Below are 18428 nucleotides of genomic sequence, written 5' to 3' on the forward strand. Positions count from 1 at the left end.
GTGGCAGGCCATCCAGCCTCACACTCCGCTAGAAAAAGCAGCCGGTTAGCGCGATACGCACCACCTGCACCTATCCGCCCACAGGCCGCGGTAGGCAGGGCCAAAGCCTATCATCCGCCATCTGTCAGGCGCTTTCCAGCGGGGTGCAACAATAAGTATGGGGCAACTGCCCACTGTAGCGATATTAAATGCTGCGGATGTGACGATGGGCTGAAACAAGCTGCGGCAAAAAAGCCCCGCTGGCAGGCCGATCCGTTCGCCGCTGTCAGTGCTGTCATTGCCAGCAAAAAAGCACCAGATTTCTGCTTGCAGGGGGCCTAAGCCGGATCTTATCGCTATTTGATCCCGGCTATTGAAAAAGATCGGATGATAAAGGATAAATATTTGTGAAAACAGTCACGACTATCGTGGATATTGTTGGATGGTTTTTTCTGTTGCGTTAATTTGTCGTTAACAGAAGATTGTGCTTTATCAAGCCAAAGGTGAGATCGCTATGCGTGTGTTGGTTTTGGGAAGTGGCGTCGTCGGCGTGGCCAGCGCCTGGTATCTGGCGAAAGCAGGGCATGAGGTGACCGTCATCGATCGCCAGAGCGGCCCGGCGGAGGAGACCAGTGCTGGCAACGCCGGGCAGATTTCACCGGGTTACGCTGCCCCCTGGGCCGCGCCCGGCGTGCCGCTCAAGGCGATCAAGTGGATGTTCCAGCGCCACGCGCCGTTGGCGATCCGCCTCGACGGCAGTGGCTTCCAGCTGCGCTGGATGTGGCAGATGCTGCGCAACTGCGACATGTCCCACTACCAGACCAACAAGGGGCGTATGGTGCGCCTGTCAGAGTACAGCCGCGACTGCCTGAAGGCGCTGCGCCAGGAGACCCACATCCAGTATGAGGGGCGGCAGGGTGGCACGTTGCAGCTGTTCCGCACGGCCCAGCAGTATGAGAATGCCAGCAAGGATATCGCGGTGTTGCAGGAGGCCGGGGTGCCTTACCAACTGCTCGAGGCGGCCCAACTGGCAAGCGTGGAGCCAGCACTGGCCGGGGTGGCGCACAAGTTGACCGGCGGGCTGCGCCTGCCGAACGATGAGACTGGCGACTGCCAGCTCTTTACCCGCCAGCTGGCGGAGATGGCGAAGCAGGCAGGCGTTACCTTCCTGTTTGACCGCAATGTCGATCGCCTGCTGGTGGAGGGTGATCGCATCCGTGGCGTCCAGTGCGGCAATGAAACCCTGACGGCTGACAGCTATGTGGTGGCCTTTGGCTCCTACTCCACGGCGCTGTTAAAAGGGGTAGTCTCCATCCCAGTCTACCCGCTGAAAGGTTACTCGCTGACCATCCCAATCACTGACCCGGCGGGCGCGCCACACTCGACGGTGTTGGATGAGACCTACAAAATCGCCATCACCCGGTTTGACAACCGCATCCGCGTGGGCGGCATGGCAGAGATTGTCGGCTTCAACACCGGCCTGATGCAGGCGCGCCGCGAAACGCTGGAGATGGTGGTCAAGGATCTCTACCCACGTGGCGGCAATGTCGAGCAGGCCACCTTCTGGACCGGCCTGCGCCCGATGACGCCGGATGGCACGCCGGTGGTGGGCCGCACGCCGCTGAAGAACCTCTTCCTCAACACCGGCCACGGCACGCTGGGCTGGACGATGGCCTGCGGCTCCGGGCAGTTGTTGGCGGACATCGTCTCTGGCGTGACACCGGCCATCCCGTATGAGGATCTCTCGGTCGCACGTTATCTGGAGGGATTCCAGGCCACGGCGCGCCCCGGTGCGGGCCGCATTCACCCGGTCAGCTAAGGCCAGCTCGCTATTGACTGCCTCCGGGCACACACGTTTACAGAGGGAAGATTGTCATGCCGCGTCCGATATCCGCGACCGTTCACCTGGATGCCCTGCGCCACAACCTTGGCGTGGCGCGCCGCGCCGCGCCCGCTGCCCACCTGTGGGCCGTGGTGAAGGCCAATGCCTATGGCCACGGCCTGCGCCAGATGTGGCAGGCTTTCGATCAGGCTGATGGCTATGCGCTGCTGAACTATGAGGAGGCCATCACGCTGCGAGAGGCGGGCTGGCAGGGGCCGATCCTGTTGCTGGAGGGCTTTTTCGCCGCCGAGGATCTGGCACTGCTGGATCGCTACCGCCTTACCACCGCCGTCCACAGCGCCTGGCAGGTGGAGGCGCTGGCACAGGCCCGGCTCTCCGCGCCGCTGGACGTCTACTTGAAGCTCAACAGCGGCATGAACCGCTTAGGCTTTGCGCCAGATGCCCTGCCAGCGGCCTGGCAACGGCTGAAGGCGCTGCCACAGGTGGGCAACCTGACGCTGATGAGCCACTTCGCGCTGGCGGATGCCCCGGAGGGGGTGAGCGAGCAGTACGCGGTGATTGAACAGGTAGGGCGCGATGTGCCACTGCCGCGCTGCCTCGCCAACTCGGCCGCCACCCTCTGGCACCCGCAGACCCACCATGCGGCGGTCAGGCCGGGCATTATTTTGTATGGCGCGTCGCCAAGCGGCGTGGCGCAGGACATCGCTGCGACCGGCCTGCGGCCTGCCATGAGCCTGACCAGCGAAATTATCGGCATCCAGCAACTGCGCGCCGGTGACCGCGTCGGCTATGGCGCACGCTACACGGCTGACGGCCCACAGCGCATGGGCGTGGTGGCATGTGGCTATGCCGACGGCTACCCGCGGCACGCGCCGACCGGTACGCCGATCAGCGTAGGAGGCGTGATGACGCGCACCCTTGGGCGGGTCTCCATGGATATGCTGGCGGTGGATCTGACGCCCTGTCCAGCGGCCCAGATTGGCTCGCCGGTGGAGTTGTGGGGGGAGCAGGTGCGGGTAGATGAGGTGGCCGCCGCCGCTGATACGCTCGGGTATGAGCTACTGACAGCGGTGACGGCCAGGGTGCCGTTCCATTACCACGGCTAGGGCGGTCAGGCGTCCGACTTCAATGAGGTGATCTGGCCGCGCAGGGTTTTACTCAACCGGCGGGCACGCAGCGCCAGCAGGCAGCCAGCCAGCATCATCACCGCCAGCGAGAGTTTCGGGGCCAGCGGCAGTGCCATCGCCGCCAGCCCAAGCACCGAGCCACCTGCCATCTGCACAAAGCCCACCAGCGCCGAGGCAACGCCTGCCTCACTGCCATACGGCTCCAGGGCGTAGCTGGTGGCTGGCCCCATCATAAATGCCAGCCCGGCACAGGCCGCGGCGACCGGCAGCATATAGACCCACCACTGCGGCTGCACGGTGGCTGGCAGCAGTGCCATGCCCAACGCCAGTCCGGCCGCGCCCACCAGCATCAGCACACTGCCGATTGCCAGACAGAGCGGGCGGCCCATCTTGTGGATCACGCGGTTGGCGATGACGCTCACCAACAAAATCCAGAAACCATTCGCGCCAAAGGCCAGCGAGAAGTGCAGCGGCGACAGCCCGCCGTCACCCATCAAAACCGTAGGTGCCAGCGACACATAGGTCAGCGCCATGCCCATCGCCCCGGCGTTGACCAGCGCGAAGGTGACGAAACGGCGATCGCGCAGAATCGCGCCATACTGGCGCAGCGGCAGACCGCGCACCGGTACCGTATCCGCCGGGCGTGTCTCGGGCATCAGCAGCGCAATCAGGATAAACACCGCCACCGCATAGCCGCCAAGGAACCAGAAGGGCGCGCGCCAGCCAAACGCCTCCGCCAGCAGGCCGCCCAGCAAGGGTGCCAGCGCTGGCACAATGTTGAGCGTGCCATTCAGGAAGCCAAACGCGCGCGCCGCGTCTTCGCCGTTCAGCCGGTCACGCACGCCGGTGAAGGCCACCACGGCGGTGCAGCAGACCGCCACCCCCTGGATCAGCCGCGAGGCGATAAACATCGCCGGACTGACCGCCAGTGCCGCGACCACGGCCCCGGCCAGGTAGAGCGCGATGCCGGCCAGTGCCACGGGTTTGCGGCCATAGTTATCCACCAGCGGGCCAGCCACCAGCTGCCCGGCACCGAGCACCAGAATAAACAGTGAAATGGTTGCCTGAATCACTGATTGTGGCGTGCCCAGCCCCTCGGCAATCGCCGGGATGGTCGGCAGGTAGAGATCAATGCCCAGCGGGCCAAGCAGGACAATGGACAACAACAGCAGTAAAAATTTTTGCATAACGTAAACAACACTTCCTCAGCGGCAGCCGGCCGCCTGTGTGTCTGGGCGGGCGGCAAAAGAAACGCGCCGCGAAGGGCGGCGCGTCAAAACAGGGCAGGGGCGGCGCGAGGGCCGCCGGGCTTATTTTTTCTTCCAGAAGTCGTCAAACACCGTGACCGGCAGCTGGCGCTTGTGCTCAGTACGGGTGTACCAACGCTCAATGATCGCCGCCACGTTTGGCTCAACCTGTTTGCCTTCCAGATAATCATCAATCATCTCATAGGTCACGCCCAATGCCACCTCATCCGGCAGGCCGGGGCGATCCTCCTCCAGATCTGCCGTTGGCACCTTTTTGTAGAGGTGCTCGGGGCAGCCCAGCTCGGCCAGCAGCGCTTTGCCCTGACGTTTGTTAAGGCGGAAGATGGGGTTAATGTCGGTGCCGCCGTCGCCATACTTGGTATAGAAGCCGGTGACCGCCTCTGCCGCGTGGTCTGTCCCTACCACCAGCCCCTGCGTCATGCTGGCAATGCTGTACTGGGCTTTCATGCGCTCACGCGCCTTCTCATTGCCTTTGACAAAATCGCTCAGTTCAATGCCTGCCTTACGCAGCGCGGCCTCACTCGCCAGCACCGACTCCTTGATATTGACCGTCAGCACCCGGCTCGGCTTGATGAAATTGATGGCGTCCTGACAGTCAGACTCATCCGCTTGGTTGCCGTGGGGCAGGCGCACACCGATAAATTGGTAGGTGTCGCTGCCGCTCTCTTCACGCAACTCGTCAATCGCCAGCTGGCACAGCTTGCCAGTCAGGGTCGAATCCTGGCCGCCGCTGATGCCCAGCACCAGTGTTTTTAGCGATGCCGATTGAAGATAGGCTTTCAGGAAGTCAACGCTGCGGCGGATCTCCTCCTTCGCATCAATCTGTGGTTTTACCTTGAGCGCCTCGATGATCTCTTGTTGCAATGCCATGACCACTTCCTCCTGAATGCGGGTTAATTGCGGATAAACGCTTTTCATTCTAGTTATAAAACTAACCCGGCAGATCGGAAAGGACAAGGCGCGATCGCGCCTGCCACGCGCAAGCGGGTGGACATTGAGCAGATAATCCGCCGGTTATCCAGCAGGTTAACTATGCTTAACGGGCCGCCGCGCCATTTCGGGAATCCGATGAACTCGGCCCCGCCCGGCGGTGTCCACCCTATTCATTCACATAGAAAACACCAGGAGGAGATATGCAGAACGCGCAAGCCCGATGCTTGCCCATGTTGGCCGTTGGCCACTGCGGGGAGGGGGCTGACTGATGGGAACAGCAATCTTTATGGTGTTGATGGTGTGCGGGTACTGGTACACCACGCGTGACGTGTCATCACGCTTTAAACTCAAGCGCACCTTTGGCTGGGACGTCTACTTTGTGGTAGCGCTCTATGGCTGCATCTTCGTGCTTCAGGGCGTGCTGGTCATCGCCATCGTCTACCTGCTGCTATGGGGCTTTTCGGGCCTGATGAACCACATCCCAGGGTTGCTCTCGGATGAACTGCAACTCCAGCGCGACTTTATTATGTGGAGTTTCCTTGGCATTCAGGCGCCGGTGGTGATCATGCTGGCGGTGTCAGTGCTGCTCTGCCTGTTCTGCACCTCCTGGTCACGCAGCCGCAACCTCGACCCGGCCGGGCGCAAGAGCCTCTACCAGCAATTGACCCGCTCCAATGGCGTGGAGGGGCTGCTCTATCAGTGCATGGACCAAGGCGATTTAGTGTTTGTCACGCTGCGTTCTCGGCGTGTCTACATCGGCATGGTGCATACGCTGCGCTGCGAAAGCGGCTCCACCGACAATGTGGTGCTGATCCCGATGGTGAGCGGCTTCCGCGACCCAGAGACGCAAAAGATGCAGGTCGAGCACAACTACGCCAGCTACTACCAGAAACATGGCATTACGCCAGCGTCAGAACCCATCTCTGCGCTCTACTTTCGCAAGGTGATCATGCTCAACCAGATTGAGACGCTCTCCCTGTTTGATCCGGCCACCGCGATGGCCTTTGAGGCGCTGGCGGAGCGTGAGCGCGAAGAGGAGGCGGAGGGCGGGGGGATGAAGTCAATGTTTCCCTGACAGCCTAAGTAAACCCGGTTGACGAAAGCACTGCCCGCATCACGCCCCGATTTTATCGGGGCGTTTTTAATACTTAGCGCTAACGCTAAGTTATTACTCGAAGGAAAAATGATTCCGAAGTAAATTATTGCACCAGACATAACGGTTGGATATTTACTTATAAAGTAACCTGATGGAAATATATTGGCCTTGTATATAAATTAATAATGATAAATTCACCCATAAAATCTACCATTTTTGATTAATGTCAAAAGACGCACATCTTTTTTAAAGTCAGCCTAAAAATAGGTTTTTCTCAAAAACCTTGCCGATTTGGGAAAAAGCCTGCGCTATGCCTGATGGCAGGCGGGTTGGCAAAAAAACGGCTTTTCTTGTTAGGCTTACCCGCAACCATTCAGTAACAAATTACGCCCTATCTTGCTGTTTTTAGAGGGGTGATTGCGCTTGATTGGGCTTATTTTTGAATATAGGATGAGCACCCTGACGGCGCACTGTTACCACAGTGCGCGCTATTTCTTAGTTAATTACGCCTGCCACTCTGCGCTCGTTTTATGCCTGCGCGCATAAAAGTTGGCGCACTGTTTTGTTGGGCATTCCTCACTTCTCATGGCGATTAAAAGGATTATTTCATGTCAGAGTCTTTCCAGTCGGAAATACCCAAGGCCCGCGTCAATATTAAACTCGACCTGCACACCGGCGGGGCGCAAAAGAAAGTCGAGTTGCCGCTAAAACTGCTGGTGGCAGGGGATTTCAGCCACGGTCAGGAGCACCGGCCAATCTCTGAACGCGAGAAAATGAATATCGACAAAAATAATTTTGACAGCGTCCTGTCAGACCTCCATCCCTGCGTCAACCTTACCGTCGAGAACACGCTGGCCGGCGATGGCAGCGAAGAGAGCGTAAAGCTGGTGTTCAACGAGATGAAGGACTTTGAACCGGAGCGGGTAGCGCGGCAGATCCCACAGCTCAAGGCGATGCTCGCGATGCGTAACCTGTTACGCGACCTCAAATCCAACCTGCTGGACAACACCACCTTCCGTAAAGAGCTGGAGGCCATCCTGAAGGATCCGGCCCTGAGCGACGATTTGCGTGACGAGATTTCGGCGCTGGCGTCGAAAGAAGCCTGATGCTTTTCATGGAATAACACAGGATTATGCTGATGTCTGTAAAAAACGAAACCCTCTCTGCCGCCGGTAGCACCGCTGTCGTGGAACAGCCGCATGCGGGTGGCGTCTATGCCTCCCTGTTTGACAAAATTAACCTGAAGCCGGTTGCCGAGCTGCGTGATTTGAACGTCTGGCAGGACAATCAGGCCATGGCCGACGCCAGCGCCGATGAGCGCGTCACCGCGGCCGTGCAGGTGTTCCTCACCCGTCTGCACCTCTCCCGCCAAAAAGTGGAGAAGCTGGATAAAGCACTGCTGGATCACCACATCGCCGAACTGGATTACCAGATCAGCCGCCAGCTGGATCAAGTGATGCACCACCCGGAGTTCCAGCAGGTGGAGTCGCTGTGGCGCGGGCTGAAACACCTGGTGGACCGCACCGATTACCGCCAGAACGTCAAGACCGAGATCCTGGATGTCTCCAAAGAGGATCTGCGCCAGGACTTTGAGGATGCGCCAGAGATTGTCCAGAGCGGCCTCTATTACCACACCTACACCCAGGAGTATGACACCCCCGGCGGCGAACCGGTGGCGGCGTTGGTCTCCTCCTATGAGTTTGATGCCTCGGCGCAAGATGTGGCGCTGCTGCGCAATATCTCCAAGGTGGCGGCATCCGCCCACATGCCTTTCATTGGCACCGTTGGCCCGAAATTCTTCATGAAAGAGTCGATGGAGGAGGTGGCGGCCATCAAGGACATCGGCAACTACTTTGACCGTGCCGAATACATCAAGTGGAAAGCGTTCCGTGACACCGATGACGCCCGCTACATCGGCCTGACCATGCCGCGCGTGCTGGGTCGCCTGCCGTATGGCCCGGACACGGTGCCGGTGCGCAGCTTCAACTACGTTGAGCAGGTGAAAGGCCCGGATCATGAGAAGTACCTCTGGACCAGCGCTGCGTTCGCCTTTGCCGCCAACATGGTGCGCAGCTTCATCAAAAATGGCTGGTGTGTCCAGATCCGTGGGCCGCAGGCGGGTGGGGCGGTCACGGATCTGCCAATCCACCTGTACGATCTCGGCACCGGCAGCCAGGTGAAAATTCCCTCTGAGGTGATGATCCCTGAAACCCGTGAATTTGAGTTCGCCAACCTCGGTTTCATCCCGCTCTCGTTCTACAAAAACCGCGACTACGCCTGCTTCTTCTCGGCCAACTCCGCCCAGAAACCGGCACTGTTTGATGCCCCGGATGCCACGGCAAACAGCCGCATCAATGCGCGCCTGCCCTACATCTTCCTGCTGTCTCGCATTGCTCACTACCTGAAGCTGATTCAGCGCGAAAACATCGGTACCACCAAGGATCGCCGCCTGTTGGAGCTGGAGCTGAATACTTGGGTGCGCACGCTGGTCACTGAAATGACCGATCCAGGCGACGAGCTGCAAGCTTCACACCCGCTGCGCGACGCGAAAGTGGTGGTGGAGGATATCGAGGACAATCCTGGCTTCTTCCGCGTGAAACTCTACGCCGTGCCGCACTTCCAGGTGGAAGGGATGGACGTCAACTTGTCACTGGTCAGCCAGATGCCAAAGGCCAAATCGTAAGACAGGGGATCTGGTGAAAACAGAACAACCTTTATGGGGTCGGGGCATCATGCTCTCGCCCCAGCATTTTCAACAACAGGCCGCCTATGCGGCCTGGACGGAGGAGTGTATCGCACGGATGGGCCTGTCCCATCCGTGGGGTATTCTGCACGTCTCCTTTGAACCCCAGATGCTGGCGCTTGGCCGCCTGCAGGCGCACCGGCTGCATGTCCGTTTTCAGGATGGAACCCTGATTGATACGGACAATGCCGATGCCTTGCCGCCCGCGCTGCTCCTTGATGGTGAACAGCAAGAGAATGTGGTGGTACTGGCATTGCCGTTGCTGCGGGCAAATGGAAACAACTGCCTGAAGCCGGATGAGACAGCGGATCGGCCAGTGCGTTACCGCCAGCGCTGGCACGATATCCGCAACCATTTCGGTGATGACGATCGCCAGATTGCGGTCATTCAGCCAGAGCTGACGCTACGGTTTGCCCATCAGGACAACAGTGACTACCTCACCTGCCCAGTGGCACGTTTACTTCAAGATTCGCAGGGCAACTGGATACTGGACGAGGCATTCCTGCCGCCCCTGTTAAACATCAACAGCAGCCGCTGGCTGATGACCCACCTGGAGCAGCTACTGGTTCAGCTACGCGCACGCCTGAGCCGCCTGATGGCGATGCGTCGTGAAAGCAATGAGCGGATGGCAGATTTTGCCGTCGCGGACGTCTCACTGTTTTGGCTACTCAATGCCCTGAACAGCGCTGAACCGGTGTTGAACCAGTTCTGGCAGGCACCACAAAGCCCTGTCGAGCGTCTCTATCCAGAGCTTGCCCGTCTGGCCGGCAGCTTACTGACCTTCTCCCTTGCGCATAAGGTCAGCGCCATTCCGAACTATCAACACACGCAACTCAACGCGGTTTTCCCACCATTGTTTGACCTGTTGAGCGATTTGCTGGAGGCCAGCCTGCCGTCACGTGTGGTCGCCATTGAGCTGACGTGCGACAAGCGGATGCGTCAGTGGCACGCCCAGTTGCAAGACCCCCGCCTGCGCGACGGGGCGGATTACTACCTGTCGGTGCGCTCATCCATGCCAGTGGCGCAAATTCAGGAGCAGTTCCCGCGGCAGTGCAAGGTTGGCAGCCCGGATTATGTGACCAGCCTGGTCAATGCGTCGCGGCAGGGCATTCCCCTTAACCCGCTGCGCCATGTTCCGGCCGCCATTCCCCTGCGTTTGGAGAATCAATATTTCTCGCTTGATCTGAGCCACCCGGCGGCTCAGGAGATGCTGGCAAGCGGGCACTGTATGTTTTACGTCCCAGGCACACTGGGTGACCCAGAACTTGAACTCTATGCGGTGCTAAGAACATGAGTGCTAACCAAAGCAGTTCAATTTTATCCCCTGACATTGATGCGCTGCTGCAAAACACCTGGTTGCAGGCGATTAGCCTGCGCCATGGGCCCGAGTTCGAAGAGGGGGGCGGGCGCAGGTTATGGGAGCGGTGTGTGGCCGATGTTGAGCAGGTACAACAGGCGTTGCGCGCTGCGGGTATGGATGAGGCCAGCTGCCGGCACATTCTTATCGCCCAGTGCGCCCTGCTGGATGAGGCCGTCAAGAGCCGGGGGAGTCATGATGATGCCTGTATGCAGTGGTATGACATTCCTTTGCAGGGCCACTTCCTCGGCACCATTGAAGCCGGAGATACGTTGTGTGGCCGTATGCGTGAGCTGCTGCGTGAACCCGCGCCAGACCTTGCGGTGCTCACCTGCTTTCACCGGGTGATGATGCTGGGGTTCCTTGGGGAGTACCGGACGCTCAACGATCCCGACCGTGAAAAGCTCCTCAAGGCACTGACAGAGCGGGTTCCGCCCTTCGCCGTGGCGCAGAGCCAGCCGGTACTGGCGGCGGCCTCGCGGACGTGGGCGCAAGGTGGGTTCATCTCCTCCTGGCCGATACGCCTTGGCGTCAGCCTGCTGGGGTTGGCCGCTTTATGGTGGGGGCTTAATCGCTGGCTTGACCACCTGCTGGCCACCCTGCTACCAGGAGCCATGCCATGAGTCTGGCACAAAAGCGCCTGCTGGCGCTCTGGGCAGTGCTGCTGAGCGGACTGGTCTGCCAAGGTTTTCTGCCTGTCCCCCGTCTGGCCGCCATCCTGTTAATGCTGGCAATCTGGGGGCTTATTGGCGTTGTCTTTGCTGTCACCACCCGCCGACATGAAGCCGATGAAGAGATTCAGCTTGCTCACCTCCCCAATGCCGCTTACCGCCAGCCTGTGGTGTTGGTCTGCGGCGACATGCCATACCCTTGGCCGGCAGAGACCGCGGTGCTCGCGGCCAGCCAGGGGTGCTGGATCCGTGTGGCCGCGCATCAGGATGTCGAACAGGTTGCCCGCCAGGTGCTGCGGCTACGACCGGACTGGGGGCGTCAACTCTCAGTAATGGTGACGGTCTGCCCGCAACAGCATGATGACATTGAGACCCTGACCAGCCATTTGTTGTCTCTGCGCTGGAAGCTTGGCCGGTTACGCCGGGCTAGCGGCCTCGCCATTCCCTTGGTGCTACAGGGAGTGGCAGGCAGCGCCATGATGAAGCAGATGATCTGGCAGGCTTCGTTGCCCAATGAACGCCTCTGCGTCTGGGATGGCGTGTCGCCCTTCGGCCCGGCCGATGACTGGTTAGAAGCCGGGGGCGCGGCGGCCCTCCAACACCAGGTGCTGATGAACGCGCTGGTGGATTGGTTCCAGCAACATGTGGTCGCCACCTTGACAAACAGTGACCCGGATATGCCTGGTCTGCAACCTGCGGCAGTGCTGTGGGGGATGGGCCCCGTGATGGATGCCCTACAGCTGCACTCCCTCTGGGCACTCTGGTTGCAGCAACATACGGCACTGCGTCAGGTCATCGGGTGGCAGCCAGCGGATAACGATCTTCCCCACGCACCGCTGTTACCTGACTTTATTTTGCCGTTGTTACCGGAGGGACATGGCCTGACGCCACGCCAACGGGCCTGCCGATCGGGCTTTACCCTCTTTATTGTTGCCGCCATCTTTGCGCTGTGTAGCAGTGGCTGGAACAACCGCCAGCTGGTGCAACGCCTGAGCTTTGACATTCAGCACTATCAACGTATCCCGATGAATGACCACCGTCCCAAGGCAGAGGCTGTCAACGTGCTGCGTCAGGATCTGGCGCAGCTGGATGAGTGGGCGCGCGGTGGCGAGCCACTTCGCCTGAGCCTCGGGCTCTATCAAGGCACCCGGCTGCGAATGCCCATATTGGATGTCATCCGTACCTATACGCCGCCTGCGCCGCCGCCCAAGCCTGCCCCGAAACCACCCAAAATTGTCCGTCTCGACAGCATGTCACTGTTCGATTCTGGCCGGGCAGAGTTGAAAGCGGGCTCAACAAAAATGCTGGTGAACTCGCTGGTGGATATTAAGGCGAAACCGGGCTGGCTGATTGTCGTCGCTGGACATACCGACAATGTCGGCGATGAACGTACCAACCAACAGCTTTCGCTAAGGCGGGCAGTCTCCGTACGCAACTGGATGCGCGACACCGGCGACGTACCGGAGAGCTGTTTTGCGGTACAGGGCTATGGAGAGAGCCGACCTTTGCAATCCAACGAAACCTCGGTGGGCCGCGCGGCTAACCGGCGTGTCGAAATCAGTCTGGTGCCGCAGGCAGATGCCTGTCGGTTGCCGGCAACTAACCTGGCCTCACCGGGAACGGCCGAGGCTTCTACTCACCTAATGGAGAATTAACATATGGCTATTCCAGTCTATCTGTGGCTGAAGGATGACGGCGGCGCACACATCAAAGGGGCCGTCGACGTGCAGGGCCGTGAAGGCAGCATTGAGGTCACGGAGTTCACTCACAAATTGCACATTCCGACCGACAACAATACCGGCAAGCTGACCGGCACCCGGGTGCATTCGCCGGTGGTACTGACCAAAGAGACCGACGGCTCCACCCCTTATCTGTACCGGGCGGTGTCCAGTGGTCAGACCCTGAAATCGGCCGAATTTAAATGGTACCGCATCAACGAAGCCGGTCAGGAAGAGGAGTATTTCAATACCCTGCTGGAGAACGTGAAACTGGTGAGCGTCACACCGGTGATGTACGACGTCAAAGACCCTGCCAAGGACAAGCACAACCATATGGAACAGGTTGAGCTTCGTTACGAAAAAATCACCTGGACCTACAAAGACGGCAACATCATCTATTCCGACTCCTGGAATGAGCGCGCCACAGCCTGATGCAACACCCTGTTCCGGCACCCCCTGCCGGAACAGGGCATCTTGGCGGGGCGGCCCACATTTCACGCCTTCCCGTTCAGAAAATTGGCCTGACGCACTCTTTTGCTGAACGCCTGCCCGGCGGTCGTTAAGCAAAACACACCTCAGAACCTAGACCTTATGCGCCCCGGTTAATGGCGACGGGCGGTAGCGTGCCTGAAACCGGATGCCCTCACACGAAGAAAGGAACCTTCATGGAACACCAGTCAGCCTCCCTGTTACGACGCCTCAACCCTTACTGCGCTGGCGCGCTGGAAGCGGCAGCCAGCCTTTGCCAAACACGGGCGCATAGAGAAATCACACCCGAACACCTGATCCTGAAACTGCTGGAGCAGGGGGAGGGCGACATAACCGTTATCGCCCGCCGTTATGAGTGGGATCTGGATGGCCTGTGGCAAGGTCTGCTGGTCCATCTGGATCGCCTGCCGCACGCCGTCAAAGGACGGCCGCAGCTTGCAGATAATCTGATGAGCCTGATCCGTCAGGCGTGGCTGGCGGCATCACAGGACGAGGGTGACACGCAGATCCGTAGTGCCCACTTGCTGGCGGCGCTGGTGGAGAATCCTAAACTGGTCAGTTGCAACAGCCTGTGGCCGCTGTTGAGCCTGCGCATCAGCCAGGTGGAGCGGCTGCGCCCGCTGCTGGATGTGCAATCTGATGAACGGCCAGCACGGCAACAGGAGGCAGGCTTATCGCCAGCAGCCGAGGGCGTGACGTCGGTTTCCCCTACAGACACGGCCTCTCCCGCCCTCGCTGATGCATTGCAGAGCGTGTTGGACAGATTCACCCAAGACATTACCGCAAAGGCACGGGCCGAGGAGATTGACCCCATTTTTGGCCGCGACAATGAGATCCGCCAGATGGTGGATATTCTCTCCCGCCGCCGTAAAAATAATCCCATTCTGGTGGGCGAGCCGGGCGTGGGCAAAACCGCGCTGGTGGAGGGGCTGGCGCTGCGCATTGCGCAGGGCAACGTCCCTGACAGCCTGAAAACCGTCAGTGTGCGTACCCTGGATCTTGGGCTGTTGCAGGCCGGTGCTGGCGTGAAAGGGGAGTTTGAGCAGCGGCTAAAAAATATCATTGATGCCGTACAGCAGTCACCCAATCCGGTGCTGTTGTTCATTGATGAGGCGCACACCATCATTGGCGCCGGCAATCAGGCCGGGGGCGCAGATGCGGCTAACCTGCTGAAACCTGCTTTGGCGCGCGGGGAGTTGCGAACCATTGCCGCCACCACCTGGAGTGAGTACAAGCAATATTTTGAGCGCGACGCCGCACTGGAGCGCCGTTTCCAACGGGTGAGCGTGGATGAACCCGATGACGATTCCGCCTGTCTGATGCTGCGCGGCCTGAAATCCCGCTATGCCCTGCACCACGGCGTGCATATCACCGATGCCGCGGTGCGCACCGCGGTCACGCTCTCCCGCCGCTATCTCACCGGCCGGCAACTGCCGGATAAAGCGGTAGACCTATTGGACACTGCCGCCGCCCGAGTCCGCATCAGCCTGGATACGGTGCCAGAAACGATCACCTGCCTTAAGGCCCAACTCACCGCTCTGGCGCTGGAAGAGCAGGCGTTGCGGGATGATATTGCCACGGGCAGCAGCCTGCCCGGCGAGCGTCTGCAGGAGATTGAAACGCAACGTGTGGCGCTGACCACCACCTTGCAGCAGCAGGAGGCGCGCCTGATTGAGGAGCGGGCTCAGGTGGAGGCGTTGATGGCGTGCCGCCGCGATAGCGCGCGTCAGGCGGAGCTACCGGCACGACAACAGCAACTGGACGCGCTGCAAAAAGAGGGAGCACTGATTCAGGTGGATGTTGACAGCCGTACCGTTGCCAACGTTATCGCAGACTGGACAGGCATACCGCTCTCGACCCTGATGAAGGATGAGCAGAGCGAGCTGCTGTCGCTGGAAGATGATCTGGGCAAACGGGTGGTGGGTCAGGCCGCCGCGCTGAATGCCATTGCGCAGCGCCTACGCGCGGCCAAAACCGGCTTGACTGCTGAGAATGGCCCCCAAGGCGTCTTCCTGCTTGCCGGCCCCAGCGGCACCGGGAAAACTGAAACCGCGTTGGCGCTGGCCGACTGCCTGTATGGCGGTGAAAAGTCACTGATTACCCTCAACCTCTCAGAATATCAGGAGCCGCACACGGTTTCCCAGCTTAAAGGCTCCCCGCCGGGATACGTCGGCTATGGTCAGGGGGGCATCCTCACTGAAGCGGTACGCAAGCGTCCCTACAGCGTAGTGCTGCTCGACGAGGTCGAAAAAGCGCACCGTGATGTGATGAACCTCTTCTATCAGGTCTTTGACCGGGGCTTTATGCGTGACGGCGAAGGGCGCGAGATCGATTTCCGCCACACCGTCATTCTGATGACCTCCAACCTCGGTGGCGATCACATCATGCAACTGTTGGAGGAGCAGCCAGCGGCCACAGAGTCCGATCTCCACGAGCTGGTGCGGCCGCTGCTGCGCGATCACTTCCAGCCTGCGCTGTTGGCTCGCTTCCAGACGGTACTTTACCGCCCGCTCAGCGAAAGTGCCTTACGCACCATCGTGGAGATGAAACTTGAGAAGGTCACTGGCCGCCTGACACGCCACTACGGCATCCGGAGCCAGATTGAAGAGAGCCTGTACGATGCCCTGACCGCCGCCTGCCTGCTGCCAGACACTGGCGCGCGCAATATCGATAGCCTGCTCAACCAGCAGATCCTGCCAGTACTGAGCCAGCAACTGCTGGCTCATCTGGCCGCGGGGCAGCAACCACACACTCTGACCCTTGGCTGGCACGAGGAGGAGGGCGTGGTGCTGGACTTGGGCGAGCAGAGCCATCTGAATGGCAGCGACAAGGAGTGACCATGAACGAGAAGCCGATCAGTTTTAGCCATAACTGTCATCTGCTTGCCGTACGCGACAGCCAGGCCGAATTGGATGTCCTGGCCTTTGAGGGACAAGAGCATCTCAGTAAGCCGTTCAGTTATCGCATTGAGTTTACCAGCCCTGATCATGGCATCACCCGTAACACAATGCTGATGAAGTCGGCCTCCCTGACGCTCCAGGCCCCTGTGGCGCAGGGGCGTGGCATCACGCTTCAGCAGCCAGTTCGGGTAGTGCAGGGGGTAGTGACGGCGTTCGAGCGCTTCAGCACCACGAAAGATCAGACGCACTATGCCCTGACGCTGCAACCCCGGCTGGCCCTGCTTGATCGCTCGCACCAGAACGCCATCTATCAGGATATGTCGGTGCCGCAGATTGTGGAGAGCATTCTGCGTGAGCGGCACAACATGCGCGGGCAGGATTTTCTGTTCTCATTGACGCGCGAGTACCCACGCCGCGAGCAGGTGATGCAGTATGGCGAGGATGACCTGCACTTCATTACCCGCCTGTTGGGGGAGGTAGGGATCTGGTTCCGCTTTACCACCGACACCCGCCTGCATATCGACGTAGTGGAGTTTTATGACAGCCAACAGGGGTATCAGCCAGCGCTGACGCTGCCCTCGGTGCCGCCCTCCGGGCAGCATGACCGGGGCGTGGAGGCGGTCTGGGAGATGAAGAGCCACCATCAGGTGGTACAAAAGCAGGTGAGTACCCACGACTATAACTACCGTCAGGCGACAGAGGAGATGAACGCCCGGGCGGAGGCCCCCGGGGATGACGCGACTACCTACGGCGAAGCCTACCACTGGGCAGATAACTACCTGACGGCAGGAGCAACCTCCACACCAGAGAGCGGTGCTTTCTATGCCCGCCTGCGGCATGAGCGCTACCTGAACAATCAGACCCAACTGAGCGGCGTGACAAGTTACGTGACGCTGTCACCCGGACAGGTATTAAAGGTGGCTGGCGGTCATGAAGTCGCCGATGTTTTCAGCCAGGGTGTACTCATCACCGGCGTGATTCGCTCTGCGCGGCGGGATAAGGAATTGCTGATCCATTTTGACGCCATGCCTGCAACCGCTGACTACGGCTTCCGGCCTGAGCCGGGCGCGCGTCCGGTCATGGCGGGTACTTTGCCCGCGCGCGTCACCAGCACCACGGAAAATGATCTCTATGGCCACATCGATAAAGCGGGCCGCTACCGTGTCAACATGCTGTTTGACCGGCACAGTTGGAAACGCGGCTTTGAGAGCCTGTGGGTACGCCAGTCACGCCCCTATGCTGGCAATACCTACGGTCTGCATCTGCCGCTACTGGCCGGCACCGAGGTCGCGATAGGTTTTGAGGATGGCAACCCGGATCGGCCCTACATCGCGGGTGTGTTGCATGACTCCGCCCACTCGGATCACGTCACTATCCGCAACTACAAGCGCAACGTGCTGCGCACGCCAGCGAACAATAAAATCCGGTTGGATGATACGCGCGGTCAGGAGCACATCAAAATCTCCACCGAGTACGGCGGCAAAAGCCAGCTGAATCTTGGGCATCTGGTAGACAGCGAAAAACAGCAGCGCGGGGAGGGGTTTGAACTCCGAACAGACGCTTGGGGTGCCATCCGGGCCGAGAAAGGGCTGTTTATTAGTGCTGATGGGCAACCTGCTGCGCAGGGTAAGCAACTGGAGATGCAACCTGCGATCAGCTTACTGAAAGGCGCATTGAATCAGGTCACAGAGTGGGGAAGCATCGCTGAGACACACCATAACGTTTCGCCAGAAAGAGCCCCTCTTGGTAGGTTGGTACATAACGCCAGTCAGTTGAAAGGCGCGGCTTTACTCATGTCGGCACCGGAGGGCGCGGCTGTCGTCACCCCGGAAAGCACCTTGCTGCACAGCGGAAAAGGACTCTATCTGCAAAGTCTGGGCGAGGTAAACATCACGTCGTCGCAGCGTTACTCCGTGAATGCCAGCCAGGCCATCTCCATGCTGGCACATAAGGAGGGATTGCGGCTGGTATCAGCAAAAGGGCCGCTGGCAGTGGAGTCTCATGCAGATACGCTGACCCTCACCTCATTAAGCGATGTCACTCTCCAATCTACACAGGGGCACATACAGCTCACAGCCAAAAACGGTATCACGCTAGGTTGTGGCGGTGCCTATATTCGCTTAACGCCACAGGGTGAAATTGAAATTCATGGGCCGGGTCTATTAAGCCTGAAAGGACTACACCGATTGGCCGGCCCTGCCAGCAATAATTTCCCGCTACCGGATTTGCCGTCATCCATCTGTAAAGAGTGCATGAAACGCGCGCAACAGCGAGCGCAAGGCTTTGTTGTAAGAGGAGAGTAAT

At 59.5% G+C, this 18428-nt stretch carries 13 protein-coding genes; 11 read left to right on the forward strand and 2 right to left on the reverse strand.

Annotation, left to right across the window (positions count from 1 at the left end; translation table 11 throughout):
• The first annotated feature begins 493 nt into the window (after positions 1-493).
• Together C1N62_RS07865 and dadX are read left to right on the forward strand one after the other, a co-directional pair.
• Positions 494-1798 (forward strand): D-amino acid dehydrogenase, encoded by a 1305-nt coding sequence (locus tag C1N62_RS07865; RefSeq protein WP_137763103.1) that lies wholly within the window; start codon positions 494-496, stop codon positions 1796-1798.
• A gap of 56 nt (positions 1799-1854) precedes the next feature.
• Positions 1855-2928, forward strand: coding sequence for a catabolic alanine racemase DadX (gene dadX / locus C1N62_RS07870; protein WP_137763104.1), 1074 nt, complete (start codon positions 1855-1857; stop codon positions 2926-2928).
• Positions 2929-2933: 5 nt separating this feature from the next.
• Here dadX and C1N62_RS07875 read toward each other — a convergent pair whose 3' ends face one another.
• Together C1N62_RS07875 and nadE are read right to left on the reverse strand one after the other, a co-directional pair.
• A complete protein-coding gene (locus C1N62_RS07875) occupies positions 2934-4136 on the reverse strand; it encodes a multidrug effflux MFS transporter (protein WP_137763105.1) in 1203 nt (400 codons plus the stop codon).
• 123 nt (positions 4137-4259) lie between these two features.
• Positions 4260-5087: an ammonia-dependent NAD(+) synthetase gene (nadE, locus tag C1N62_RS07880; protein WP_137763106.1), complete on the reverse strand. Its 828-nt coding sequence runs from the start codon at positions 5085-5087 to the stop codon at positions 4260-4262.
• Positions 5088-5418: 331 nt separating this feature from the next.
• On the opposite strand from nadE, the gene C1N62_RS07885 reads away from it, so the two are divergent.
• The 9 genes from C1N62_RS07885 (at position 5419) to C1N62_RS07925 (ending at position 18427) form a co-directional block, all read left to right on the forward strand.
• Entirely contained in the window at positions 5419-6225 is an 807-nt protein-coding gene (locus C1N62_RS07885) for a hypothetical protein (RefSeq protein WP_137763107.1), read from the forward strand.
• 629 nt (positions 6226-6854) lie between these two features.
• Complete coding sequence (tssB, locus tag C1N62_RS07890) at positions 6855-7352, forward strand: type VI secretion system contractile sheath small subunit (protein WP_137763108.1); 498 nt, start codon at positions 6855-6857, stop codon at positions 7350-7352.
• Positions 7353-7378: 26 nt separating this feature from the next.
• The gene (gene tssC, locus C1N62_RS07895; RefSeq protein WP_137763109.1) at positions 7379-8929 is read left to right on the forward strand and encodes a type VI secretion system contractile sheath large subunit; all 1551 of its coding nucleotides are present in this window, start codon (positions 7379-7381) and stop codon (positions 8927-8929) included.
• Between the two features lie 10 nt (positions 8930-8939).
• Positions 8940-10283 (forward strand): type VI secretion system baseplate subunit TssK, encoded by a 1344-nt coding sequence (gene tssK, locus C1N62_RS07900; RefSeq protein ID WP_168195885.1) that lies wholly within the window; start codon positions 8940-8942, stop codon positions 10281-10283.
• Positions 10280-10969, forward strand: coding sequence for a type VI secretion system protein TssL, short form (gene tssL, locus C1N62_RS07905; protein ID WP_137763111.1), 690 nt, complete (start codon positions 10280-10282; stop codon positions 10967-10969). Before tssK ends, tssL begins: the two co-directional genes overlap by 4 nt.
• Positions 10966-12672 carry an OmpA family protein gene (locus C1N62_RS07910; protein ID WP_137763112.1) on the forward strand — a complete coding sequence of 569 codons (1707 nt, stop codon included), beginning with the start codon at positions 10966-10968 and terminating at the stop codon, positions 12670-12672. Before tssL ends, C1N62_RS07910 begins: the two co-directional genes overlap by 4 nt.
• A 3-nt stretch (positions 12673-12675) precedes the next feature.
• On the forward strand, positions 12676-13167 hold the full coding sequence (locus C1N62_RS07915) for an Hcp family type VI secretion system effector (RefSeq protein WP_137763113.1): 492 nt from the start codon (positions 12676-12678) through the stop codon (positions 13165-13167).
• A 233-nt stretch (positions 13168-13400) separates the two neighbouring features.
• The gene (gene tssH, locus C1N62_RS07920; RefSeq protein WP_137763114.1) at positions 13401-16061 is read left to right on the forward strand and encodes a type VI secretion system ATPase TssH; all 2661 of its coding nucleotides are present in this window, start codon (positions 13401-13403) and stop codon (positions 16059-16061) included.
• Positions 16062-16063: 2 nt separating this feature from the next.
• Positions 16064-18427, forward strand: a complete 2364-nt coding sequence (locus tag C1N62_RS07925) for a type VI secretion system Vgr family protein (RefSeq protein WP_137763115.1) — start codon at positions 16064-16066, stop codon at positions 18425-18427.
• Position 18428 lies beyond the last annotated feature (1 nt).

Origin of the sequence: Nissabacter sp. SGAir0207, assembly GCF_005491205.1 — a bacterium.
GTDB lineage: Bacteria > Pseudomonadota > Gammaproteobacteria > Enterobacterales > Enterobacteriaceae > Chimaeribacter.

Excerpts from the sequence above, each read along its gene's own strand:
- C1N62_RS07865 (WP_137763103.1), top strand. The coding sequence starts at position 494 with ATGCGTGTGTTGGTTTTGGGAAGTGGCGTCGTCGGCGTGGCCAGCGCC.
- dadX (WP_137763104.1), top strand. The coding sequence starts at position 1,855 with ATGCCGCGTCCGATATCCGCGACCGTTCACCTGGATGCCCTGCGCCAC.
- C1N62_RS07875 (WP_137763105.1), bottom strand. The coding sequence starts at position 4,136 with ATGCAAAAATTTTTACTGCTGTTGTTGTCCATTGTCCTGCTTGGCCCG.
- nadE (WP_137763106.1), bottom strand. The coding sequence starts at position 5,087 with ATGGCATTGCAACAAGAGATCATCGAGGCGCTCAAGGTAAAACCACAG.
- C1N62_RS07885 (WP_137763107.1), top strand. The coding sequence starts at position 5,419 with ATGGGAACAGCAATCTTTATGGTGTTGATGGTGTGCGGGTACTGGTAC.
- tssB (WP_137763108.1), top strand. The coding sequence starts at position 6,855 with ATGTCAGAGTCTTTCCAGTCGGAAATACCCAAGGCCCGCGTCAATATT.
- tssC (WP_137763109.1), top strand. The coding sequence starts at position 7,379 with ATGCTGATGTCTGTAAAAAACGAAACCCTCTCTGCCGCCGGTAGCACC.
- tssL (WP_137763111.1), top strand. The coding sequence starts at position 10,280 with ATGAGTGCTAACCAAAGCAGTTCAATTTTATCCCCTGACATTGATGCG.
- C1N62_RS07910 (WP_137763112.1), top strand. The coding sequence starts at position 10,966 with ATGAGTCTGGCACAAAAGCGCCTGCTGGCGCTCTGGGCAGTGCTGCTG.
- C1N62_RS07915 (WP_137763113.1), top strand. The coding sequence starts at position 12,676 with ATGGCTATTCCAGTCTATCTGTGGCTGAAGGATGACGGCGGCGCACAC.
- tssH (WP_137763114.1), top strand. The coding sequence starts at position 13,401 with ATGGAACACCAGTCAGCCTCCCTGTTACGACGCCTCAACCCTTACTGC.
- C1N62_RS07925 (WP_137763115.1), top strand. The coding sequence starts at position 16,064 with ATGAACGAGAAGCCGATCAGTTTTAGCCATAACTGTCATCTGCTTGCC.